The sequence below is a fragment of the Ancylobacter sonchi genome (genome assembly GCF_018390695.1).
Classification (GTDB): Bacteria; Pseudomonadota; Alphaproteobacteria; order Rhizobiales; family Xanthobacteraceae; genus Ancylobacter; species Ancylobacter sonchi.
Genome location: NZ_JAHBGF010000020.1, coordinates 399,874 through 423,765, shown reverse-complemented (window position 1 = coordinate 423,765; position 23,892 = coordinate 399,874). Strand labels below are relative to the sequence as shown.

Sequence of the window (23,892 nt, the reverse complement as noted above, 5' to 3'; positions counted from 1 at the left end):
CTCGGCACCGCCGGCCCAGATCGGCACGGCCCGGAGCGGGCCGCTCACACCTTGTATTCGTAGAGCAGCCGCGCGCGGATGGTGCCCTCGAGCTCGCGGATGTCGGCGAGCACCGCCTGGCTGTCGACCTGCGAGGCGTCGGCGTCGAGCACGACATAGCCGACATCGGCGCTGGTCTCGTAATACTGCGCGGCGATGTTGACGTGGTGGCGCGCCAGCACCTCGTTGAGCCGGCCAAGCATGCCCGGCAGGTTGCGCTGCACCTGGATGAAGCGGGTGCCGAGCGGGCGGGCCGGCAGCTGCACCTGCGGGAAGTTCACCGCGCCCATGGTGGAGCCGGTGTCGCTGTAGTCGACCAGCTTGCGCGCCACCTCCGAACCGATGCGCTCCTGCGCCTCCTCGGTGGAGCCGCCGACATGCGGGGTCAGGATGACGTTGTCCAGCCCCTGCAGCGGCGAGACGAAGCGCTCATTGTTGGAGCCGGGCTCGACCGGGAACACGTCGACCGCCGCGCCGCGCAGCTTGCCGCCGCGCAGGGCGTCGGCCAGCGCGCCGAGATCGACCACGGTGCCGCGACTGTTGTTGATCAGATAGGCGCCGGTCTTCATCGCGGCGATCTCATCGCGGCCGATCATGCCGTTGGTCGCCGGCGTCTCCGGCACGTGCAGGCTGACGATGTCGCTCTGCGAGAGCAGCTCGTGCAGGGAACCGACCGGCTCGGTGTTGCCGTGGCGCAGCTTGTCGGTGTGATCGTAGTAGATCACCTTCATGCCCATCGCCTCGGCGAGGTTGGACAGCTGCGTACCGATATTGCCGTAGCCGACGATGCCGAGCGTCTTGCCGCGCACCTCCAGGCTGTTATTGGCCGACTTGTCCCACTTGCCCTCATGGGCGGCGCGCGAGCGCTCGGGGATGCGGCGCAGCAGCATGACGATCTCGCCGATCACCAGCTCCGCCACGCTGCGGGTGTTGGAGAACGGCGCGTTGAACACCGGGATGCCGTGGATGCGCGAGGCGTCGAGATCGACCTGATTGGTGCCGACGCTGAAGCAGCCGATGCCGATCAGCCGGTCGGCCGCCGCGAGCACCTCGGCGGTGATCTGGGTGCGCGAGCGGATGCCGAGCAGGTGCACGCCCTTGATGGCGTCGGTCAGCGCCGCGCCGTCCAGCGCCTTGGTCAGGCGGGTGACGTTGGAGTAGCCGGCCGACTTCAGGATCTGCACGGCGCTGTCGTTCACGCCTTCGAGCAGCAGCACCCGGATCTTGTCCTTGGCCAGCGAAAGCTGCGGCGATTGGGAGAGTTGATCGGGCACGGTCTCGTATCCTTCGGCGACAGGTGGTCGGACCGGACCGGCGCGCCGGGCCCCGGCCCCACGGCGATCCTGCGCCCGCGGCGCGGACCGTCCGCAGGCGGCGGGAACTTACTGCTTTTGCGCCCGCCGTCTAGGCTCCCCACGGTGCGGGGCAGCCCTGCGCCACCGGCAGGCCTCGACACGCTCTCCTCGCCATCCTCCTCGCGCCCGCCTTCACGGCCGGCGCAAATCGCGCTAGCAGCGTATAAGTGGAGATGACGGATCCGATGAGTTTCGAGACGGCGGCGACCCCCGAAGCGGCGATAGACCGGCTGGAATCCCTTTATGGCGCCGCCCGCGAGGCGCTGAGGCACGACCTCCACCGCTTCTTCGAGACCGGCCGGGCGCCGGATGCCGAGGAGCGCGCCCGCTATCGCTATCCACTGCTGCGCGTGATGTACGAGCCGGCGAAGATGTCGCGGGCGCGGACCCAGCGCGGCTACGCGAAATTCGCCGTTCCCGGCGTGCACCAGACCACGATCACCCAGCCCGCCGAGTTCCGCTCCTATCTGCTCGACCAGCTCACCCCGCTGGTGGAGGAGTTCGGCGCCCGCATCGAGACCGGGATCAGCGGGCAGGAGATTCCCTACCCCTATGCGCTGGAGGGCGGCGACGAGCTTGGGCGCGGCGAGGTCACCGCCTCCGAGCTGGCGCGGCACTTCCCCACCCCGCTGCTGTCGCTGGTCGGCGACGAGATCGCCGACGGCACCTTCGACCTCGTCGAGGGCGAGCCGCGCCCGCTTTCGCTGTTCGACGCCGTGCGCACCGACTATTCGCTGCGGCGCCTCGTCCACTATACCGGCACCGACTGGCGCGCCTTCCAGCCCTGGATCCTGCTGACCAACTACCACCGCTATGTCGACCAGTTCGTCCGGCTCGGCCTCGCCGAGATCGAGGCGGGCACCGCCAAGGCGCTGATCACCCCCGGCGGCATCCGCATCGACGCCGATAATTTCGACGTCGCCGCGGTCGAGCGGGTGATGGCGGCGCCGTGGCACCGCTTCCAGATGCCGGCCTATCACCTGGTGCGGCCCGGCGGCGGGGTGACGCTGGTGAACATCGGCGTCGGCCCCTCCAACGCCAAGACCATCACCGACCATCTGGCGGTGCTGCGGCCGCATTGCTGGCTGATGGTTGGCCATTGCGGCGGGCTGCGACTCACCCAGATCATCGGCGACTACGTGCTCGCCCACGCCTATTTGCGCCAGGACGGCATCCTCGACGAGCTGGTGCCGCCGGACATCCCGATCCCGGCGCTGGCCGAGGTGCAGGTGGCGTTGCAGCAGGCGGCGGCGGAAGTCACCGGCGAGCAGGGCGACCAGCTCAAGCGGCGGCTGCGCACCGGCACCGTCGTCACCCAGGACGACCGCAACTGGGAACTGCGCTGGGCCAAGGAGCGCCGGCGCATCAACCTGTCGCGCGCCATTGCGGTGGACATGGAATCCGGCACCGTCGCGGCGCAGGGCTACCGGCTGAGGGTGCCCTATGGCACGCTGCTCTGCGTCTCCGACAAGCCGCTGCATGGCGAGATCAAGCTGCCCGGCGCCGCCAACGCCTTCTATGAGCGCGCGGTAAGCGAGCACCTGAAGATCGGCCTCGCGGCGCTGGACAAGCTCCGGCAGGCTGGCGCCAGCATCCATTCGCGCAAGCTGCGCTCCTTCGACGAGCCGGCCTTCCGCTGAGGCGCGGGGCGGGACAACCCGCCGCTACTCCGCCTCCGGCACCTTGACGATCACCGTGTCGTCGGGGCCGACGGCACGTCCGTCCTGCGCCGTGATGTCGAGCCGGACCGGCTGGCCGTCGGCGCGGTCGATCAGCCGCGAGCGCGGCTCCTGCGGCGCGAACAGATGGCGCTCGCCGAACTGCCGCAGCGCCACCATCACCGGGAACAGGTCCTTGCCCATGGCGGTGAGGCGGTATTCTTGCCGCGTGCCGCCCTGCGTGGCCGGCACCGCGGCCAGGATGCCGTGCTCGACCAGCGTGCGCAGCCGTTCGGCGAGGATGTTGCGGGCGATGCCGAGGCTCTTCTGGAACTCGCTGAACCGCGTCATGCCGTCAAAGGCATCGCGCACGATCATCAGCGACCACCAGTCGCCGATCACGTCCAGCGCGCGGGCGCTGGGACAGTGGTCACCCTTCAGGCTCTTGCGCGCGACCAATCGCGTCCCTCCGCATGCCGCCCCGCGGCGACGTCACGTTACCGCCCCGCGGCGACGAATTAAGGTTGCATCATTAAACCAGATTGGCTATCCCAGCTATAAGTTTCATCATGAAACCAAACTTCGGGAGGCGACGATGGACATCGGTCGGGACGTGGCGCCGCGCGGCGCCGCGAAGGCGGAGCTGCGCGGCCTCGCCGGCGGTGGGGATCGTCGCCCGCAGGGGGCGCCCGCCACGATGAGCGCCGGTTCCGTAGCGCCGCTCGGCGGCCCGGTGCTGGCGCTGTTCGCCTTCGCCAGCGGGCTTGCGGTGGCCAGCGCCTATTTCGCCCATCCGCTGCTCGACGTGATGGCTGATGATCTCGGCCTTTCCCGCGCCACCGCCGGGCTGATCGTGGCGGCGACCCAGCTCGGCTACGGGCTCGGCCTGATCCTGCTGGTGCCGCTCGGCGACCTCCTCGACCGGCGCCGGCTGATCGTCGGCCAGTTCCTGCTCTCGGCGCTCGCCCTGTTCGCCGTGGCGTTCTCCCGCTCGGCGGCGATGCTGCTGGCGTCGATGGCGGCGGTCGGGCTGATGGCGGTGGTGACGCAGGCGCTGGTCGCCCATGCCGCCGGGCTGGCCCGCCCCGCCGAGCGCGGCCATGTCGTCGGCGTGGTGACGAGCGGCATCGTGCTCGGCATCCTCATGGCGCGCAGCGTCGCCGGCGCGCTCACCGATCTCGCCGGCTGGCGGACGGTCTACCTCGTTGCGGCGCTGCTCGGCCTCGCGGTGGCGGCGCTGCTGTGGCGGGCGCTGCCGTCGCGGGCGACACCGCGCGCGACCCTCTCTTATCCACGGCTGATCGGCTCGCTGGTCACGCTGGTCGTCGAGGAACCGGCGCTGCGCATTCGCGGCATCCTCGCTCTGCTGATCTTCGCCGACATCACCACGCTGCTGGCGCCGCTGGTGCTGCCGCTCAGTGCCCCGCCCTTCTCGCTGTCGCATACCGAGGTCGGGCTGTTCGGCCTCGCCGGCGCCGCCGGGGCGCTCGGGGCGGCGCGCGCCGGGCGCTGGACCGATCGCGGGCATGGCCAGCGCGTCACCGGCATCGCGCTCGGGCTGATGCTTCTCGCCTGGCTGCCGATCTCGCTGCTCGACCGCTCGATCCTGTGGCTGGTGCTCGGCGTGGTGATGATCGATTTCGGCCTGCAAGCGACGCATGTCGCCAATCAGGGGATGATCTACCGCGTCCGGCCGGAGGCGCAGAGCCGGCTGACCGCCGCCTATATGGTGTTCTATTCGATCGGCAGCGCGCTCGGCTCGTCGCTGTCGACGCTGGTCTACGCCTCGTCCGGCTGGCCCGGCGTCTCGCTGATGGGCGCCGGCATCGCGCTCGCCGCGCTCGCCTTCTGGGCGCTGACGCTGCGCGCCATGCCGTCCCCGGCCGGAGCCGCATGAAAAATCCCGGACCGGCGGCGCCGATCCGGGATCGATCTCATCGCGACAGGCGCAAGCCTGTCAGAAGCTCGCCGGTCAGAAGCTGGCTTCCGTCACCTGGTCCGGGGTCGACATCTCGGTGCCGAACCACTTCTTCTGAAGGGCGGCGAGGCGGCCGTCATGCTTCATCTTGATGAGCACGGCGTCGACCGCGTCCATCAGCGATTTGGCGTCCTCGCTCTTGGAGCCGATGAAGCCGAAATAGACCGGCTTGCCGAACGGCGGCTCCACCACCTCGAACACGTCCGGCTTGGTCTTGGCGAGATAGGCGATGTTGGGCAGCGAGTTCGCCACCGCGACGATGCGCCCGGCGCCGAGATCGGCATAGGACTGGCTGAAGTCGACATATTCCTGGATGGTCGGCGGCGTCGGCAGGGTCTTGGAGAATTCCTGCAGCTGCGCCAGCTGGGCGGTCGCCTTGGCGGAGCCGACCTTCTTGCCGGCGATGTCCTCCGGCTTGGTGATCGAGGCGTCGCCCTTCTTCTTCAGGATGGCGACGGTGGCGTTGGCGATCGGCGAGGTGAAGCGGTAGCGCTCCATGCGCGCCTTGGTGATGGTGGCGGGGCCGGCCACCATGTCGAACTTGCCGGCCTCGAGGCCCGGCAGCACGCTCGGCCAGGGCAGGTCGAGGAAGGTCACCTTCACGCCGAGCTCCTTGCCGATCTCGGCGAAGATCTCCTTGTTCATGCCGCTCTGCTTGCCATCCTCGACGAAGTCGAACGGCGCGAACTGCAATTCGGTGCCGACCGTGAGCTCGCCCTTGGCCTTGGCCTTGGCGAGCAGGTCCTCGGCGAGAGCGGCACCCGAGAGCGCCAGCGAGGCGACCGCGCCGAGCGCGGCGACACGCAGGGCATTGGTGACGGCGGAACGCCGGGTGAGCGTCTTCATCGATTTCTCCTGTTCCCCCGGAAGCTGCGGACGGCGCCATGCCGCCGGTCTTCCTTATGGATAAAGTATAGACATAACGGTTTCCGCCCCGCAACGCGGCGGCCGCAACGTCACGGCGCGGCGCCGTCCTCGGCGCCCTGCCAGAACACGTTACGCTCGAAGTAGTTCTGCAGGAACTGCCGCAACCGTGGGTTCTCGTCCTTGCGGAACACCTGCTGCGGCGAGCCGGAGGCGGCGATCACGCCATGGTCGATGAACACCACCGTGTCGGCGACCTGGGCGGCGAATCCCATCTCGTGCGTCACCACCGCCATGGTCATGCCCTCGGCGGCGAGGTCGCGCATCACCTGCAGCACCTCGCCGACCAGTTCGGGGTCGAGCGCCGAGGTCGGCTCGTCGAACAGCATGATGTGCGGCTCCATGGCGAGCGCGCGGGCGATGCCGACGCGCTGCTGCTGGCCGCCGGAGAGCTGGCTGGGATAGGCCTCGGCGCGGTGGCCGAGCCCCACCTTCTCCAGCATGCGCCGGGCGCGTTTTTCCGCGTCTTCCCGCGCAATTCCCCGCGCGAGCTTCAGCGGCATGGCGACGTTTTCCAGCGCCGTCATGTGCGGCCACAGATTGAACTGCTGGAACACGAAGCCGACATTGCGCCGCACCCGCGCCACCTCGGCGTCGGACACCCGCCGGCGCTTGCCGTTCTCCAGCGAAAAGCCGAGCAGCTCGCCCTCGATGTAGATCTCGCCCTCGCTGTACTCCTCCAGGAAGGCGATGCAGCGCAGCAGCGTCGACTTGCCGGAGCCGGACGGCCCGATGATGCAGGTCACCTCGGATTTGCGGATGGCGAGGTCGATGCCCTTCAGCACCTCGGCGGTGCCGAAGCGCTTCCACACACCGCGCACGTCGATGATCGGGCGGGAACCGGTGTCGGGAGTTGCGGTCATGTCCGCCCTTTCAGCTCGGGGTACGCAGCATGAAGCGGCCAACCCGCTTCTCCAGCCGCCGCGCCGCCGCCGTGACGATTTCGAGGAAGGCCCAGTACACCAGCGCCAGGAACAGCAGCGTCTCGGCGAAGGCGAAGGTGGTGGAGCCGATCGACTGCACCACCGAGGTCAGCTCGTTCACCGTGATCACCGACAGGACCGCCGTCTCCTTCGACAGCAGCACCGTCATGTTGGCGAGCGCCGGCAGGATGATCACCAGCATCTGCGGCAGCTGCACATGTCTGACGATGTCGAGCCGGCCGATGCCCATCATCCGCGCCGCCTCGATCTGGCCGGGCGGCACCGAGAGGAAGCCGGCGCGGAAGATCTCGGAGAAATAGGCGCCGCCATAGAGCGCCAGCCCGGCGATGCCGGCGGTGAGCGGCGTCAGGTCGAGGCCGAAGAACGGCCCGCCATAATAGATCACGAACAGCTGGATCAGGAACGGCGTGCCGCGCATCACCGCGACATAGAGCGTCAGCGGCGCCGCCAGCCAGCGATTGGTGAACAGTTGCAGCACCGCCACAGCGAGACCGATGACGAGGCCGATGGCGGTGCCGGCGGCCCAGATCAGGATGGTCAGCGCCATCCCGTCGAGGATCTCGCGCCAATTGTCGGTGAGGATGGCAGGGTTGAAGGTCATCGCGCCTTCTCCAGCCGGAAGCGGCTCTCGGCGAACCCGCCGACGAGCGTGATGGCGCCGTTGATCACGAAATAGATCGCCCCGGCGGTCAGGTAGATCTCCAGCGGCTGGAAGGTCGAGGTGGCGATGTTCTGCGCCAGCCGCGTCAGCTCCAGCACGCCGACCACCGAGATCAGCGAGGAGGCCTTCACCATCATCGTGGTCTCGTTGACCAGCGAGGGCAGCGTCAGGCGCACCGCCAGCGGCACCTCGATGCGGGTAAGGATCTTCGCCCGGCTTAAGCCCACCATGCGCGCCGCCTCGATCAGCCCGGGCGGGATGCCGAGGAAGCCGCCGCGCAGGATCTCGGCGAGATAGGCGCCGGTGCACAAGGCGAGCGTGCCCACCGCCGCCACCGAGGAGGGCACGTTCACCCCGATCAGCGGCAGGCAGTAATAGGAGATCAGCAACTGCACCAGCAGAGGCACGCCGCGGAAGAAGCTGACATAGAAGGCGGAAAAGCCGCGCCCCAGCCGCGAGGACGACAGCCCGGCCGCGCAGACCAGCGTGCCGATGCAGAAGCCGATCGCCACCGAGCTCAGCGAATAGATCACCGTCCACACCGAGGCTTGCAGCAGCATCGGCAGCGATTTGATGATCAGGTTGACATCGAACATTCAGTTTCTCGGACAAGAACGGGCGGGCAGTGGGCGGCAGCGGCCGCCCGAGCTGACGCAACGTAGCAAGATGCCCGCCAACCGTGTATCCGCCGGGCGCGTCACGCCGGCACCGTGCCGCCGCGCTGGCGCCGGGCCCGCGCATAGCGGTTCTCCGGCACCGGCAGGCCGAGATTGGCGCGCAGCGTCGCACCCTCATACTCGTCGCGGAACAGCCCGCGCCGCCGCAGCTCCGGCACCACCAGTTCGGTGAAGTCCTCCAGCGCGGCTGGCAGCGTCGGGCACATCACGATGAAGCCGTCGGCGGCGCGGCCCTGGAACCACTCCTCCATGAAGTCGGCCACCACCGCCGGTGTGCCGGTGATGCCGTTGCCGGTGTGCTTCTCGCTGAACCGGCGGATCAACTCGCCCACCGTGTGGCCCTTCATCACGAAGTCGGTCAGCTCGTCGAACAGCGCCTTGGAGCCTTTTGGCGCGGCGGGGAGGCGATCCTTCGGGAACGGCGCGTCGAGCGGCACGCCGGAGAGGTCGGCCTCGAGGAATTCGGCCAGCATCGCCCGGCCGACATCCGGGTGCAGCTTGTCGGCGAGGTAGTCCACCTTCTCGCGCGCCTCCGCCTCGGTGCGCCCGACATTGATCACCACGCCCGGCATCACCTTCAGCTCGTCCGGGTGGCGGCCGAAGGCGCCCATGCGGTCCTTCAGCGTCGCGTAGAAATCCTGGCTGCGCTTGAGGTTGGAGGCGAGCGAGAACACCACTTCCGCCGTCTCCGCGGCGAGCTCGATGCCGGCCTCCGAGCCACCGGCCTGGGCGATCACCGGCCGGCCCTGCGGCGAGGCGGCGATGTTCAGCGGGCCACGCACCTGGAAGTGCTTGCCCTTGTGGTTCAGCGTGTGGAGCTTGTCCTTGTCGTAATAGACGCCGGTCTCGCGGTCGAGCTTCAGCGCGTCGGCCTCGTAGCTGTCCCACAGCCCGAACACCACGTCGACGAACTCCTTGCCGCGCTCATAGCGCAGCGCGTGCGGGTCGAGCCCCTCGCGGTTGAAATTGTAGCCGGTCTCGTCATGGTCGGAGGTGACGACGTTCCAGCAGGCCCGCCCGCCCGACAGATGGTCGATGGAGGCGAAGATGCGGGCGAGGTTGAACGGCTCGTAATAGGAGGTCGAGGCGGTGGCGACGAGGCCGAGCTTCGAGGTCGAGACCGCCAGCGCCGACAGCAGGGAGAGCGGTTCGAAGCGGTTCATCTTGGTCGGCAGGCGGCACAGCGCCTCCGGGTCGCCAATGGCGGCGGCCGGCGAATCCGCCAGGAACATGAAGTCGAACTTCGCGGCTTCCGAGATCTGCGCCACCTTGTGCAGGTGGCGGAAATCATTGGCGCCGTTGACGTCGCTGCCGGGATGCAGCCAGCCGGCCGGGTTGTAGCCGAAGGTGTAGACGAAGGTCCCGAGCTTCAACTTGTCCGCGCGCGCCATGTTGCCACCTCCCTGAGCGCCGCCATCTTATTTGTATAGACGTATTTGTCGAGGTTGCGGCGCATTTCCCCACAACCGACCATCGGCTAGTCCCGCCCGCGGCGCCCCGGCGGCAGGGTGGCGCGCAAGCGGAACCGGCGCGCTGCGATAGCATGGCGACGCCCGGCGCCGAAAGTCGGGGTCTTTGCGCAGCCGGGCCGGCGGCGCGAAGGGCCGCGCACCTCCCTCGGCTGCGACCGACCGGCAAACGCAAAAGGGCGGCCCCGGGCCGCCCTCTCGCACGATGTCGGAAGATTGCGGGCGCCCGCCCGCCGTCGTCAGATCAATTCGCCGAGCTTGGCGAGGCGCACCTTTTCCACCGCACGGGCGGCGAGCGCCTCGTCCAGCGTGACCGACTGGAAGCGCACCGGCTGGTGCGGCTGCAATTGGCCGATCAGGTCCATGTCGGCGGAGATCACCGTGCCGATCATGAAATAGCCGCCGCCCGACACCGCGTCGCGGTGCAGCACGATCGGCTCGGTGCCGCCCGGCACCTGGATCGAGCCGTAGGGATAGCAGCTGTCGACGATGTTGGACGGGTCGGAGCCGGCGCCGAAGGGCTGCTGGCGCGGCACGAAGTCGAGCTTCTTGCCGCCGCGGAAGCGGTAGCCGATGCGGTCCGCCTCCGGCGCCACCTTCCAGGTGTCCTCGAAGAAGCCGGCCTGCGCGTCCTCGGTGATGCGGTGCCAGTAGAGGCCCGGCACAACGCGGATCTCCACCCCGCTCTCCTGCGTCGGGCGGCGGCCTTCCTTCGGCAGGCTCGTGCCCTCGCGGCCGGAGCCGGTCGGGGCGCCGAGCGGCACCACGTCGCCGGCCTTCAGCGCCCGGCCCTCGAAGCCGCCCAGCGCGCCGAGCGCGTAGGTGGAGCGCGAGCCCAGCACCTCCGGCACGTCGATGCCGCCGGCGATGGCGATATAGGCGCGGGCGCCGCCCTTCAGGAAGGCGAAGGACAGCACCTGCCCCGCCTTGACCGCGAAGGCGGTCCACAGCGGCTGCTCGACGCCGTCGAGCTTGGGCGGCAGCTCGGCGCCGGTGATCGCCACCAGCGCGTCGGCGGAAAAGCGCAGTTCCGGGCCGAGGAACACCGCCTCCAACCCGGCGGCGCCGTCCGCATTGCCGACCAGCCGGTTGGCGGCGATCAGCGCGAAGCGGTCCATGGCGCCGGAGAGCGGCAGGCCCAGATGGTAGTAGCCGGGGCGGCCGAGGTCCTGCACGGTGGTGGCGAGGCCGGGCTTGACGACCTCGAAGGAGCGCTCAGCCATTGAGGGCCTCCAGCAGCTTGGCGTTGGTGCCGGCGGGATCGGCGGTGAAGGCGTCGAGCGAGAACGTCACGGGTACGATCTTCGGCACGAAGCTCCCGTCCTCGATCGCCGCGACGGTGGCGTCGTATTCCTCGCGCTCGATCGGGCGGAACTTCAGGATGTCGCCGGGGCGGAAGATCATCAGCTCCTTGAGGTAGCTTATCTTTCCCGCCGGGTCGTAGATCGGCATCGGGGTGACGCCGAACATCTGGTAGCCGCCGGCGCCGCGCACCGAATAGATGCAGCCGAAGCAGCCGCCATGGCCGATGGTCAGGCGCGGCGTGTCGGTGCGCGGGCGCAGATATTTCGGCACCTCGATCTGCTTCTCGCGCTCCACCAGCTGGTAGGTGAAGGGCAGGCCGGCAACGAAACCGACCATGGAGACGAACCAGGGCGAGGCGGCATGCGCGGCGATGAAGCTGGCGACGTCCGGGTAGTTGTTCACCCGCGCCGCATATTCGAGGTCGGTGGCGTCCGGGTCCTGGTGGCGCTCGCGAAAGCGCATCAGCGTCTCGCGGGTCCAGGGGTCGTCATAGAGCACGGGGATCTCGATGATCCGGGTCTCGATGGTCTTCTCGGCGCTCTCGGCCGCCGCCTCGAAGCCCTTCAGCCGCTCCATCAGCACCTGCGGCGCGATCACGTCCGGGTCGAACTTGATCTGGAACGAGGCGTTGGCGGGGCAGATCTCGGTGATGCCGGCGATATCCGCCTCGCGCACCGCCGTGGTCATGGACAGGCTCTTGAAGAAGGCCTCCAGCGACATTTCCTCGTCGACCTCGACGAAGATGTGCTCGTCGCCGCCGAATGAATAGCGCGTCTGCATTCCGGGCGGTCCTCAGGCTGATGTGGCGGGAACGGGCGAAGCGGGAGCGGCAGCCAGCGGCGTGGCAACCAGCCACTCCTCCAGCCAGCGCGTATGCACGGCACCGGCCAGCACCGCCGGGTCGGCGGCGAGCGCGCGGTGCAGCGGCGCGGTGGTCGGCAGTCCCTCGACGACCAGCTCGCCGAGCGCCCGGTCGAGCCGGGCGATCGCCGCGGCACGGCTGTCGTCATGGGCGATCAGCTTGCCGAGCAGCGAATCGTAGAAGGGCGGCACGGTGTAGCCGGCATAGAGCAGCGTGTCGAAGCGCACCCCGAAGCCGCCGGGCAGAGCGAGCCCGGCCACCGTGCCGGGAGACGGGCGGAAATCGGCGGTCGGGTCCTCGGCGCAGATGCGCGCCTCCACCGCATGGCCGCGCAGCACGATGTCCTCCTGCCGCAGCGCCAGCTTCTCGCCCATCGCGATGCGGATCATCGCCCGCACCAGATCGACCCCGGTCACCATCTCGGTCACCGGGTGCTCCACCTGGATGCGGGTGTTCATCTCGATGAAGAAGAACTCGCCGGTGACGTCGTCGAACAGATATTCCAGCGTGCCGGCACCGCGATAGGAGACCCGCTCGGCGAGCCGCACGGCGGACGCACACAAAGCGAGGCGCTGCTCATTCGTCAGGCAGGCGGCCGGCGCCTCCTCCCACACCTTCTGGCGGCGGCGCTGCAGCGAGCATTCGCGCTCGAACAGGTGCACCGCCCGCTCGCCATCGCCGAGCACCTGCACTTCGATGTGCCGGGCGCGGCCGATGAAGCGCTCGAGATAGAGCCCGCCATCGCCGAAGGCGGCACGGGCCTCGCCGCTCGCCTGCGGGAACAGCGTCGAGAGTTCCGCCTCGTCGCGGGCGACGCGGATGCCGCGTCCGCCGCCGCCGGCCGCCGCCTTGATCATCACGGGATAGCCGATGCGCGCCGCCTCGACCTTGGCGGTGTCGAGATCGGCGACCACCCCCTCGGTGCCCGGCACGGTCGGCACGCCGGCGGCCTGCGCCTCCTGGCGGGCGCGGGCCTTGTCGCCCATCTGGCGGATGGTCTCCGGCTTCGGCCCGATGAAGACGAGGCCGGCCGCCTCCACCATCTGCGCGAACTCGGCATTCTCCGACAGGAAGCCGTAGCCGGGATGCACCGCGTCGCAACCGGCCTCCAGCGCCGCGCGCACCACCGCTTCCTTGTTGAGGTAGGACTTGGTCGCATGGGCCGGGCCGACAGGGGCGACGGCGTCGGCGAGCCGGGCGGCCAGCATGTCGCCATCGGCGGCGCTCACCGCCTGCACGGTGCGCAGCCCCAGCTCGCGGGCGGCGCGGATCACCCGCACCGCGATCTCGCCGCGGTTGGCGATGAAGATCGACGTCACGCCCATGATCAGGCGTCGAGGTCGTAGAGCGGCTGGCCGGCCATCACGGCGTCCTCGTTCTCCACATGGAAGGCGACGAGCGTGCCGGCTTCCTCGGCAACCACCGGGGTGAACGACTTCATCACCTCGATCAGGCCGATGGTGTCGCCCACCGCCACCGCGTCACCTTCCGACTTGAAAGCCGGCTCGCCGGGCGCCGAAGCCCGGTAGAAGGTGCCCGGAAGCGGTGCCTGTATCGTCTTCGCCATCGCGTGTCGTCCATCGAAGCTGTGGGCCAAAGCAGCGGGGAGAGTTGCAAAAGACGTTCCGGCCGAGAAGTAGCAATAAGGAATTCGGGACATCAGAAAATCAGATAGCATGGCGGAAAAGGGCCGGAAGGGCCTCATTCCGAGGGACTGATGTCGATTTCTCTGAAGCAGATCCGCTATTTCGTCGCCGCCGCCGAGACCGGGCGGATCAGCCAGGCGGCGGTGGAGCTCAACGTCTCGCAATCGGCGGTCACTGCCGCCATCCAGCAATTGGAGGCGATGCTCGGCTCCCGGCTGCTCGACCGCACCCCCACCGGGGTAAGCGTGACGCTGGAGGGCAGCCGCTTCCTGCTGCAGGGCCGGCAGATTCTCACCCAGGTGGCGGAGGCGGTGCGCGACGCCCGCCACTCCACCGTGCCGATCGCCGGCACGGTGCGGGTCGGCGTCACCTACACGGTGTCCGGCTATTTCCTGCCGCGCCACCACATCCGCTTCCAGTCGAGCTTTCCCGGCATCACCATCGAGCTGTTCGAGGCGCCGCGCTCGGTGGTCGAGCAGGCGCTGGTCGACGGCGCGCTCGACGTCGCGGTGCTGCTGGTGTCCAACCTGAAGGACGACGAGCATCTCGCCAGCCAGCTGCTGCTGCGCTCGGCGCGCCGGCTGTGGCTCGCCCCGTCGCACCCGCTGACCCGGCCGGAGCGGGTGCGGCTCGCCGACATCGCCCGCTACCCCTATGTCATGCTCACCGTCGACGAGGCCAAGCATACCGCGCTGCGCTACTGGACGGCGCAGGGACTGGAGCCCAACGCCATCTTCCGCACCTCCTCGGTGGAGGCGGTGCGCTCCATGGTCGGCGGCGGCATGGGCGTCACCGTGCTGTCCGATCTCGTCTACCGGCCCTGGTCGCTGGAAGGCCAGCGCATCGAGTTGCGCGACGTCGCCGACGAGGTGCCGAGCATGGATGTCGGCCTCGCCTGGCGGCGCGACGCCGTGCTCACCCCGGCGACGCAGGCCTTCTGCGACTTCCTGCGCTTCGCGGTGGCGGGCGACAGCGCCGGCCGCGCCGCGCCCTCCTCGGATCCGCGCGGCGTGACGGGAGCCATCGCCGGAGATGCCGTCAAGGACTTCGCCGGCAAGCTGCCCGGCGAGATGGCGCCGGACATCGCCGGAGACATCGAAAATTGAGATATCGGCTTCCGTTTAATACGATTTGACGCTGACCGCCCGGCTTCGCCACGCTTCGTGCCCATCGAATGGACATCGAAACGGGCAGCAGGGAGCGTGGCAATGGGCGTCGTCATCAATTGCGACATGGGCGAGGCTTTCGGCCTGTATCGCTGCGGCGACGATGCCGGCATCATGCCGCATATCGACATCGGCAACGTCGCCTGCGGCTTCCATGCCGCCGATCCGGTGGTGATGCGCGAGACCGTGCGCCTTGCCGCCGCGCAGGGGGTGGCGGTCGGCGCCCACCCGTCCTTCCCGGACCTGCAGGGCTTCGGGCGCCGCGACATGGCGATGGGCCGCGAGGAGCTCGCCGCCTGCGTGCTCTACCAGATCGGCGCGCTGAAGGGCTTCCTCGACGCCGCCGGGCTGAAGCTCAACCATCTGAAGCCGCATGGCGCCCTCTATGGCGCGGCGATGCGGCGCGAGGAGGTGACGCAGGCCATCGCCGACGCCGCCTCGGTCTACGACCTGCCGGTGATCGGCATGGCCGGCACGCTGCACGAGGAGGTCTATCGCGCCCGCGGCCTCACCTTCGTGTCGGAATACTATGCCGACCTCGACTACGATCCCTCGGGAGCGCTTATCATCACCCGCGAGCACCCGGCCCGCGATCCGGTCGAGGCGGCGCGCCGCGCGGTACGCATGCTGAGCGAGGGCAAGGCCACCACCATTGACGGCCGCGACTTCGACCTCAAGGCGGAGACCATCTGCATCCACTCCGACACCCCCAACGCCGTCGAGTTGGCCCGGGTCTTGAAGGAGGCGGTGCAGCCCTGGCACGCCTGAACGCGCCCTCGCCATCGCCCCGCGACGTGCCATCATGGGGGGATGCGTCCCCCGAGACGTGCCCATCGAAGACTGTCGTTTGAAGACCGTCGTCTGACGTGCCGATCGAACCGCCCCGGCGCGCCGCGATCCAGCGGCGGCGCCGGTTCCGGGGGCGCCGTGCGGCCGCCCCGTCCTTGGATCGGAGGAGCGTGACATGCGTGCCAGCTACTCGACCGATCAGGCGGCGCCCGCCCAGCGGCGCCAGTTCTGGCAGGACGCCGTCTCGAAGACCTATTTCCCGCTCGACCTGCGCTTCGGCGCCGGCACCGAGTTCAATGGCAGCCTCGGCGCGTGGTCGCTCGGCCCGGTGGCGGTATCGCGCAACGTGTCGGACGGGCTGCTCTACCGCCGCCACCAGCGTCATCTCGTCGCTGAGCGCGAGGAATGCTACCTGATCACCGTGCCCGAGCTCGCCGAGATCCGCTTCGAGCAGGATGGCCGGCAGGTGCATTGCCGCCCCGGCTCCTTCCTCATCGAGCGCAGCCACCTGCCCTATGAGTTCAGCCACCGCGATCCCGCCGCGCTGTGGGTGATGAAGGTGCCGAGCGCGGTGCTGCGCGCCCATATCGCCCGGCCCGAACGGCTCGCCACCCTGCAATTCGACGCCACCCGCGCGGTGGGCGCGCTGTTCGTCGACATGCTCAGGCTCACCGGCGCGCGCATCGACGAGATGGACGAGCCGGCCCGCGCCCTGATGGGCAAGCAGCTGGTCGACCTGCTTGCCATGGCGATCGAGGCGGACGAGCGGGTGCTGGCCGGCCATTCCTCCAGCGTGCGCAATGCGCATCTGCATCGCTGCGAGCATTTCATCCGCGCCCGGCTCGGCGATGTCCGGCTGTCGCCGCAGGCGGTGGCGGAGGGCTGCGGCATTTCGGTGCGCTACCTGCACCAGCTGTTCGAAGCCGAAGGTATTACGGTTTGCGCCTACATACGCAACCAAAGGTTGCTCGCCTGCGAGGCGATGTTGCGCGATCCTCTTTGCCGCAAGTCGATCTCCGAGATCGCCTATGAATGGGGCTTCGGCGACCAGGCCCAGTTCAGCCGCAACTACCGCGCCCGCTTCGGCTGCACGCCGAGCGAGACGCGCTCCGCTTCCCGTTCCCCCGCGAGCTGATCGCGGGGGGTTCTCCCCGCTACAGGTTTCCCCGCCTCAAGGTTTCCCCGCATGTCCGCCAATTCGCTCCACAGCCTGGATGTGGCCCACCACCTCCATCCCGTCACCAATCTGCGCCGTCACGAGCGCCAGGGCCCGATCGTCATCGACCGCGGCGACGGCATCTATGTCTATGACGACGAGGGCCGCGAATATATCGAGGCGATGGCCGGGCTGTGGAGCGTCGGCGTCGGCTTCGGCGAGCCGCGCCTCGTCGAGGCGGCGACCAAGCAGCTCTCCAAGCTGCCCTACTACCATGTGTTCTCGCAGAAGGCGCACGCGCCGTCGGCGCTGCTGGCCGCCAAGCTGGTCGAGCTGGCCCCGGCCGGGCTCACCCATGTGTTCTTCACCAATTCCGGCGCCGAGGCCAACGACAGCGTCATCAAGTTCGTCTGGTACTACAACAACGCGCTCGGCCGCACCGAGAAGAAGAAGTTCATCTCCCGCGAGGGCGCCTATCACGGCATCACCATCGCGGCGGGCAGCCTCACCGGCCTCGCCGGCAACCAGAAGGGCTTCGACCTGCCGCTGCCCTTCGCCCGGCACGTCTCGCGTCCGCACTATTACCGCAACGCCCTGCCGGGCGAGACCGAGGCGGATTTCGTCGAGCGGCTCGGCAAGGAGCTCGAGGACCTGATCCTCGCCGAGGGGCCGGAGACGGTCGCCGCCTTCATCGGCGAGCCGCTGATGGGCGCCGGCGGCGTCATCGTGCCGCCGAAGGGCTACTGGCAGAAGGTGCAGGAGATCTGCCGGAAGTATGACGTGCTGGTCATCGCCGACGAGGTGATCAACGGCTTCGGCCGGCTCGGCACCATGTTCGGCTCGGAGACGCTCGGCATCCAGCCGGACATCCTGGTCTGCTCGAAGCAGATCACCTCCTCCTACCAGCCGCTCGCCGCCGTGCTGATCAAGGACGAGATCTACCAGGCGATCGCCGACCAGTCGGAGAAGTTCGGCACCTTCGGCCACGGCTACACCACCGGCGGCCATCCGGTCGCCACCGCGGTGGCGCTGGAGAACCTCGCCATCATCGAGGAACGCGGCCTCGTCGCCCGCGCCGCCGCCATGGGCGAGTACATGCGCGCCGGCCTCGCCCGCTTCGCCGATCATCCCCTCGTCGGCGAGGTGCGCGGCATGGGCCTGATCGCCGCCGTCGAGCTGGTGGCGAACAAGGAGACCAAGGCCCGCTTCGACCCCGTCGGCAAGGTCGGCCTCAAGCTGTTCGACCGCGCCCACGACCACGGGCTGATCATTCGCGCCATCGGCGATTCCATCGCCTTCTGCCCGCCGATGATCATCACCGAGGAGCAGATCGACGAGATGCTGCGCCGCTTCAAGGTGACGCTGGACGAGATCACCGACTGGGTGAATGCCGGCATGCCGGACGCCTGATCGATCGCCTCTCCACGGCGAGACCCATCGATCCCGCCCCGGCTTCCGGGGCGGGATTTTCTTTGCCCGCGCCCTACGCCCACCCGGCGCATGCACACCGCGCGCCCCACGCCCCTACGCCGCGTCCGCCGTAGCCGGGCAGCGCTGCTGACCATTTTGCAGGCAGCGCACGGTCGAGCCCATAAATCGGGCCAACATCGCTCTCAGACGCAAAGCTTGCTGCGCGGAGCGTCAAGAGCGCCGTCGCGAAACGACGTTTAATCCTTGCCGACACCTCCGACATCGCCTCCCCGCCGTCCTGACGCCGGCGGCCGGATCCCTTCCGGCCGACCTATGCTCATGCGCGGCTGGAGCGGACGGAGCGGGCCTAGGACAAGGAAGCGCAGTCGTGCAGAATCTCCGCGTGGCCGTCGATGTGGGCGGCACCTTCACCGACATCTGCATCATGGACGAGGCCAGCGGCCTCATCCGGATCGAGAAGACCTCCTCCACCCGCGATCCCATCGACGGGATCCTCAGCGGCGTCGAGAAGGCCGGCATCGACCTCTCCAAGGTGGCGCTGTTCTCCCACGGCACCACGGTGGCGACCAACGCGCTGATCACCCGCCGGCTGCCGCGTACCGCCGTGGTCTCCACCAATGGCTTCCGCGACGTGATCGAGATCCGCCGCGCCAACAAGGAAGATCTGTGGGACGTCTACAAGGACGTGGTGCCGCCCTATGTGCCGCGCCGCGACCGTCTCACCGTGCCCGAGCGCATCGATTCCACCGGCCGCATCGTCGAGGCGCTGGACGAGGACGCCGCCCGCGAGGTGGCCCGCATCCTCAAGAAGCGCGGCGTCGCCGCCATCGCGGTGTGCTTCATGAACGCCTATCTCAACGGCGCCAATGAGCGGCGCATGCGCGAGATCCTGAAGGAGGCGATGCCGGACATCCCGGTGTCGATCTCCTCGCAGGTGCTGCCGGAGATCTTCGAGCATGAGCGCTTCTCCACCACGGTGGCCAATGCGGTGGTGAGCCCGGTGGTGGTCGACTACACGACCCGGCTCGGCGACCGCCTCGCCGAGGGCGGCTACACCCGCGACCTGCTCTTGCTGCACACCGGCGGCGGCGTGATGACCCCGGCGAGCGTCAAGGACTTCGCCGCCCGCCTCGCCGGCTCGGGCATCGCCGCCGGCGCCATCGCCAGCCGCACCATCGCCTCGCTGTGCGGCTTCCCCAATTCCATCGGCCTCGACATGGGCGGCACCTCCACCGACGTGTCGCTCGCCTATGAGGGGCAGTCGCGCGTCACCAAGGACTGGTACATCGAGTTCGGCTACCCGATCCGCTTTTCCTCCATCGAGGTCCTGACCATCGGCGCCGGCGGCGGCTCGCTCGCCTGGACCGATCCGGCCGGCGGCCTGCGCAACGGCCCGCAATCGGCCGGCGCCTATCCCGGCCCGGCCTGCTACGGCAACGGCAATACCCAGCCCACCAACACCGACGCCAACGTCACCCTCGGCCGGCTCGGCACCTCGCTCGCCGGCGGCAAGGTGATGCTGGATCCCGCCCTCGCCCGCGAGGCGGTGGAGGAAGGCGTCGCCAAGCCGTTCGGCCTCGGCCTGCACGAGGCGGCGGACGCCGTCCTCAAGGTCGCCAACGCCAACATGTCGGACGCGGTGCGGCTGATTTCCATCTCGCGCGGCTACGACCCGCGCGACTTCGCCCTCGTCGCCTTCGGCGGCGCCGGGGCGCTGCACGGGGTAGACGTCGCCCGCGAGCTGGCGATCCCGGTGGTGATCATCCCGCCCAATCCCGGCGTCACCTCGGCGCTCGGCTGCCTCTTGGTCGACATGCAGCACGACTTCTCGCAAAGCTGCATGGTCGGCGCCGACGAGGCCGACCCGGCGGAGATCGAGGCGCTGTTCGCCGAACTGGAGAAGGAGGCGCTGGCCCGCCTCACCCATGAGGGCGTCGCGGAGGCCGACATCGCGCTGCAGCGCTCCATCGACATGATGTATCGCGGCCAGTGGCGCTCGCTGGCGGTGAACGCGCCGCGCCCGATCGGCAAGATCGCCGATCTGGTCGAGCACTTCCACGCCGAGCACCTGCGCGAATATAATTTCCGCCGCGACGACGCGCCGGTCAGCTTCTTCCGCCTCAACCTGAAGGCCATCGGTCTGGTGCCCAAGGCCGAATTCGCCGTGCACGCGCCGACCGGCGTCAGCCCGGACCCGGTCTCGCATCGCCGCGTCTGGTTCGACGGCGAGGGCCTCGATACCCCGGTCTATGCCCGCGACAGCCTGCCCTGCGGCTTCGTCTTCGAGGGTCCGGCCATCGTCGAGCAGCTGGATTCCACCACCGTCGTGCCGCCCGGCGCCCGCGCCGAGGTCGACAAGTTCCTCAACATCGTCATCCGCGTGAAGGGCTGAGACCGATGACCGAGCTCGACCCCGTGACCTTCGAGGTCCTCAAGAACTCCTTCATCACCAGCGTCGACCAGATGGGCGAGCAGATCCTGCGGACCTGCTATTCCTTCGTGATCTACAATCACGACTTCTCCAGCGCGCTGCACGACGCCGATGGCGAATGCGCCGCCCAGGGCAATGCCGACATCGCCGTGCATGTCGGCACGCTGCACTTCACCTGCAAGGAAGTGATGCGCCACTTCGAAGGCGACATGCATGAGGGCGACGTCTACGCCATCAACGACCCCTATGCCGGCGGCACCCATTTCTCCGACGTGCGGCTGATCCGCCCGGTGTTCGCCGAGGGCAAGATCATCGCCTTCGCCCAGTCCAACGGCCACTGGTCGGATGTCGGCGGCTCGGTGCCGGGCTCGTTCGACGTCTCGGCGAAGGAGATGTTCAAGGAAGGCCTGCGCATCACCCCGGTGCGGCTGTTCGACAAGGGCCGCTTCTGCAAGGACGTCGCCCACCTCATCGCGTCGAACACCCGCGACCCCGCCTCGATCATCGGCGACATCCAGGCGCAGGCGCAGGCCACCGCCGTCTGCGAGCGCGAAATCCATCGCCTCGTCGGCAAATATGGCCGCGAGACGGTGAAGACCGGCCTTTCCGCCGTGCAGGACTATGTCGAGCGCTCGGTGCGCCAGCGCATCGCCGCGCTGCCGGACGGCGAGTGGGAGACGGTGGATTTCATCGACCGCGACCCGGCCGGCGGCGAGGGCATGATCCCGATCCGCATCAAGCTCACCATCAAGGGCGACAAGGCGATCTACGATTTCACCGGCTCGCACCCGGTGATCGGCTCGATCTACAATTCCGCCTTCGGCACCACCTTCTCGGCGGTGGCGGCGGGGATGAAGACCTTCTTCCCCGATCTGCCGCTCAATTCCGGCTTCTACCGCTGCTTCGAGATCATCAAGCCCGCCGGCTCGATCGTCGACGCCCAGTGGCCGGTCGCGGTCACCGGCTTCCTGATGCCGTTCGAGAAGATCATGAACGCCATCTACGAGATGTGGTCGAAGCTGATGCCGGAGCGGGCGCTCGCCTGCGCCTTCAATCTCGAATACCTGCTCACCGGCGGGCGCGACGCCCGCACCCCGGACAAGCCGATCTTCATGTTCTACGACTGGCTGCCCGGCGGCTGGGGCGGGCGCAACGGCCGCGACGGCGCCAACGTCACCACCGCCTGCTTCGGCACCGGCATGATGGCCCAGCCGGTCGAGGGCCAGGAGCGCGCCAACCCGATCCTCACCACCGAATGCGAGATCCTGCGCGACTCACCCGGACCGGGGAAGTGGCGCGGCGGCGCCGGCGTGGTGAAGACCTCGGTGATGCTGGAGGCCGAGAAGACGGTCATCTCCTATATCTGCGACCGCGAGCGCGCGGTGGTGTGGGGCATCGAGGGCGGCCTGCCCTCCATGCCGCACGGCCTCACCTTGAAGCGCGCCGGCGCCAATGAGGAGGAGCGCCTCGGCTCGATCTTCTCCGACGTGCCGATCGGCGAGGGCGACATCTTCTCGCGTCCCACCGCCGGCGGCGGCGGCTTCGGCGACCCCCTGGAGCGCGATCCCGCTCTGGTGCTCGAGGACGTGAAGGACGACTACGTCTCGGTCAAACGCGCCGCCAAGGACTATGGCGTCGTCGTCGAGACCATCGACGCCGAGCTGTGCGAGTACCGCATCGACGTCGCCGCCACCGCGGCGCTGCGCGAGGCCATCCGCGCCCGCCGCGTCACCGAGGCCCGCCTCGACCCGGCACTCGTCGCGCAGCGCTACCAGGCCGGCGAGATCGACGCCCTCGACGCCATCCGCCAGCATGCGGTGATCCTCGACTGGGGCACCGGCGAATTGCTGCCGGAATCCACCCGCCAGTTCCGCGAGGTGTTCGAGCGCCGCTCGATCGCCGGCTGGGCCTGAGCCTTCGTCGCCGCAACCTTTTCGCCGCGACATTCTTTGCCGCTCCGGCGGCGCGACGCAGTGCGTTCGGAGAGGAGGCGACGGGTCGTCCCGCCGGCCTCCTCCCGCCAAAAACCAACCAGAGGAAGAAGAGACATGCCGACCACCGCCCTCTCCCGCGTGAAGCGCCGCGCCCTCGCCGGCGCCGCCCTCCTCGCCTTCGCCGCCGCCTCGCTGTCGCCCGCCGCGGCGGAGACGAAGTGGTTCCCGATGAAGATCTACGACAGCTCCTCGGGCAAGCCGGTGCCGGCGGAATACACCCCGCTCGCCAAGGCCGAGAAGCCCTACAATATCTGCGTGCTGTTCCCGCACATGAAGGACAGCTTCTGGGTCGCGGTGGCCTATGGCATCGTCACCCAGGCGGCGGCCTCCAACGTCAACATGAATCTCTACGAGGCCGGCGGCTACGAGAACCTGCCCAAGCAGCTCTCCCAGTTCGACGACTGCATGGCGGCGAAGGCCGACGCCATCATCGTCGGCGCGATTTCCGGCGCCGGCCTGATGAAGAAGTTCGAGGAGGCCAAGGCCAAGGGCATCCCGGTGGTCGGCGTCACCAACCCGCTGCCGCCCAACGCGCTGCCGGCCGCCAACTATGTCGACTTCTTCGCCATGGGCGAGGTGACCGGCGACGGCCTGCTGGCGCAGTCCAAGCCCGACGAGGACCTCAACATCGTCACCTTCCCCGGCCCGGCCGGCTCTGGCTGGGCGGAAGCCTTCAATGACGGCTTCAAGAAGGCGGTGTCGAAGAATCCGAAGGCCAAGATCCTCGGCGAGAAGTTCGGCGATTCCGGCGTCGCGGTGCAGCTGCAGCTGATCCAGGACGCGCTGCAGGCCTATCCGTCGATGAACGTGATCTGGGGCAGCGCCCCCACCGCCGAGGCCGCCATCGGCGCCGTCGCCGAGGCCGGCCGCTCGGACATCAAGGTGATCTCCTCCTATGAGAACCAGGCGATGCTCGACGCGCTGAACCGCGGCGACATCCTCGCCTTCGCCACCCAGTACCCGGTCGGCGAAGGCGCCATCGCCATCGACCAGGCGATCCGGCTGATCGAGAAGAAGCCGGTGGTCAGCCTGGTGCAGCCGATCGCGGCGGTGATCGACAAGACCACCGTGCCGAACCTGCAGATGGACCTCGTGCTCGCCCCGGCCAGCTGGAGCCCGGTCTACTCCGTCAAGGCGAAGTAGGACCCCCACGGGCGCCGGTACCGCGTCGAGGCTCCGTGCGCGTCCCCGCGCACGGAGCCTCGCGTGGCCCGGGAACTGCATCGATCCCCTCGCGGGTGAGAACTCGCGCCCATCGCCTTTCTTTCCCTCTCCCCGCCCGAACTCGGCTGTTGCCGAGTACGGTTTCGGCGGAGAGGCGGCCCTGCGAAGCCGGGGCCGTGAGGGTCGACGGCATCGGGAAGCGTAGAGCCCCCTCACCCCGCTCCTCTGCCACGAGGAGTGGGA

At 68.8% G+C, this 23,892-nt stretch carries 20 protein-coding genes; 9 read left to right on the top strand and 11 right to left on the bottom strand.

Features of this window, described 5'->3' with window-relative positions:
- Positions 1–44 precede the first annotated feature (44 nt).
- Positions 45–1,313 (bottom strand): phosphoglycerate dehydrogenase, encoded by a 1,269-nt coding sequence (gene serA, locus KHC28_RS12630; protein WP_214008701.1) that lies wholly within the window; start codon positions 1,311–1,313, stop codon positions 45–47.
- 266 nt (positions 1,314–1,579) lie between these two features.
- On the opposite strand from serA, the gene KHC28_RS12625 reads away from it, so the two are divergent.
- Positions 1,580–3,034, top strand: coding sequence for an AMP nucleosidase (locus KHC28_RS12625; protein WP_376772682.1), 1,455 nt, complete (start codon positions 1,580–1,582; stop codon positions 3,032–3,034).
- Between the two features lie 24 nt (positions 3,035–3,058).
- Here KHC28_RS12625 and KHC28_RS12620 read toward each other — a convergent pair whose 3' ends face one another.
- On the bottom strand, positions 3,059–3,511 hold the full coding sequence (locus tag KHC28_RS12620; RefSeq protein WP_214008699.1) for a winged helix-turn-helix transcriptional regulator: 453 nt from the start codon (positions 3,509–3,511) through the stop codon (positions 3,059–3,061).
- A gap of 238 nt (positions 3,512–3,749) precedes the next feature.
- Here KHC28_RS12620 and KHC28_RS12615 point away from each other — a divergent pair, with 238 nt between their 5' ends.
- Positions 3,750–4,949, top strand: a complete 1,200-nt coding sequence (locus KHC28_RS12615) for an MFS transporter (protein WP_246564799.1) — start codon at positions 3,750–3,752, stop codon at positions 4,947–4,949.
- A 75-nt stretch (positions 4,950–5,024) separates the two neighbouring features.
- Here the strand turns inward: KHC28_RS12615 and KHC28_RS12610 are convergent, their stop codons facing one another.
- From KHC28_RS12610 to KHC28_RS12570, 9 genes are all read right to left on the bottom strand, one after another.
- Positions 5,025–5,876 (bottom strand): transporter substrate-binding domain-containing protein, encoded by an 852-nt coding sequence (locus tag KHC28_RS12610; RefSeq protein WP_214008697.1) that lies wholly within the window; start codon positions 5,874–5,876, stop codon positions 5,025–5,027.
- A gap of 110 nt (positions 5,877–5,986) precedes the next feature.
- Positions 5,987–6,817 (bottom strand): amino acid ABC transporter ATP-binding protein, encoded by an 831-nt coding sequence (locus tag KHC28_RS12605; RefSeq protein WP_246564722.1) that lies wholly within the window; start codon positions 6,815–6,817, stop codon positions 5,987–5,989.
- A 10-nt stretch (positions 6,818–6,827) separates the two neighbouring features.
- Entirely contained in the window at positions 6,828–7,499 is a 672-nt protein-coding gene (locus KHC28_RS12600) for an amino acid ABC transporter permease (RefSeq protein WP_214008696.1), read from the bottom strand.
- Positions 7,496–8,140, bottom strand: a complete 645-nt coding sequence (locus tag KHC28_RS12595; protein ID WP_376772695.1) for an amino acid ABC transporter permease — start codon at positions 8,138–8,140, stop codon at positions 7,496–7,498. The genes KHC28_RS12600 and KHC28_RS12595 overlap by 4 nt, the downstream gene beginning before the upstream one ends.
- Positions 8,141–8,256: 116 nt before the next feature.
- Complete coding sequence (locus KHC28_RS12590) at positions 8,257–9,627, bottom strand: LLM class flavin-dependent oxidoreductase (RefSeq protein WP_214008694.1); 1,371 nt, start codon at positions 9,625–9,627, stop codon at positions 8,257–8,259.
- A 317-nt stretch (positions 9,628–9,944) separates the two neighbouring features.
- A complete protein-coding gene (locus tag KHC28_RS12585) occupies positions 9,945–10,928 on the bottom strand; it encodes a 5-oxoprolinase subunit C family protein (RefSeq protein ID WP_214008693.1) in 984 nt (327 codons plus the stop codon).
- Positions 10,921–11,790 carry a 5-oxoprolinase subunit B family protein gene (locus KHC28_RS12580; RefSeq protein WP_214008692.1) on the bottom strand — a complete coding sequence of 290 codons (870 nt, stop codon included), beginning with the start codon at positions 11,788–11,790 and terminating at the stop codon, positions 10,921–10,923. The genes KHC28_RS12585 and KHC28_RS12580 overlap by 8 nt, the downstream gene beginning before the upstream one ends.
- A 12-nt stretch (positions 11,791–11,802) precedes the next feature.
- Entirely contained in the window at positions 11,803–13,197 is a 1,395-nt protein-coding gene (locus tag KHC28_RS12575) for an acetyl-CoA carboxylase biotin carboxylase subunit (RefSeq protein ID WP_214008691.1), read from the bottom strand.
- A 2-nt stretch (positions 13,198–13,199) separates the two neighbouring features.
- Positions 13,200–13,439 (bottom strand): acetyl-CoA carboxylase, encoded by a 240-nt coding sequence (locus KHC28_RS12570; RefSeq protein WP_214008690.1) that lies wholly within the window; start codon positions 13,437–13,439, stop codon positions 13,200–13,202.
- Positions 13,440–13,589: 150 nt separating this feature from the next.
- Here KHC28_RS12570 and KHC28_RS12565 point away from each other — a divergent pair, with 150 nt between their 5' ends.
- The 7 genes from KHC28_RS12565 (at position 13,590) to torT (ending at position 23,628) form a co-directional block, all read left to right on the top strand.
- The gene (locus KHC28_RS12565) at positions 13,590–14,624 is read left to right on the top strand and encodes a LysR family transcriptional regulator (protein ID WP_214008689.1); all 1,035 of its coding nucleotides are present in this window, start codon (positions 13,590–13,592) and stop codon (positions 14,622–14,624) included.
- A gap of 102 nt (positions 14,625–14,726) precedes the next feature.
- Positions 14,727–15,452, top strand: coding sequence for a 5-oxoprolinase subunit PxpA (gene pxpA, locus KHC28_RS12560; protein WP_214008688.1), 726 nt, complete (start codon positions 14,727–14,729; stop codon positions 15,450–15,452).
- Between the two features lie 196 nt (positions 15,453–15,648).
- Positions 15,649–16,608 carry an AraC-like ligand-binding domain-containing protein gene (locus KHC28_RS12555; RefSeq protein WP_214008687.1) on the top strand — a complete coding sequence of 320 codons (960 nt, stop codon included), beginning with the start codon at positions 15,649–15,651 and terminating at the stop codon, positions 16,606–16,608.
- Positions 16,609–16,659: 51 nt separating this feature from the next.
- Positions 16,660–18,039 carry an aspartate aminotransferase family protein gene (locus KHC28_RS12550; protein ID WP_214008686.1) on the top strand — a complete coding sequence of 460 codons (1,380 nt, stop codon included), beginning with the start codon at positions 16,660–16,662 and terminating at the stop codon, positions 18,037–18,039.
- A gap of 388 nt (positions 18,040–18,427) precedes the next feature.
- Complete coding sequence (locus KHC28_RS12545; protein WP_214008685.1) at positions 18,428–20,452, top strand: hydantoinase/oxoprolinase family protein; 2,025 nt, start codon at positions 18,428–18,430, stop codon at positions 20,450–20,452.
- A gap of 5 nt (positions 20,453–20,457) precedes the next feature.
- A complete protein-coding gene (locus KHC28_RS12540) occupies positions 20,458–22,404 on the top strand; it encodes a hydantoinase B/oxoprolinase family protein (RefSeq protein WP_214008684.1) in 1,947 nt (648 codons plus the stop codon).
- A gap of 135 nt (positions 22,405–22,539) precedes the next feature.
- Complete coding sequence (gene torT, locus KHC28_RS12535; protein ID WP_214008683.1) at positions 22,540–23,628, top strand: TMAO reductase system periplasmic protein TorT; 1,089 nt, start codon at positions 22,540–22,542, stop codon at positions 23,626–23,628.
- Positions 23,629–23,892 lie beyond the last annotated feature (264 nt).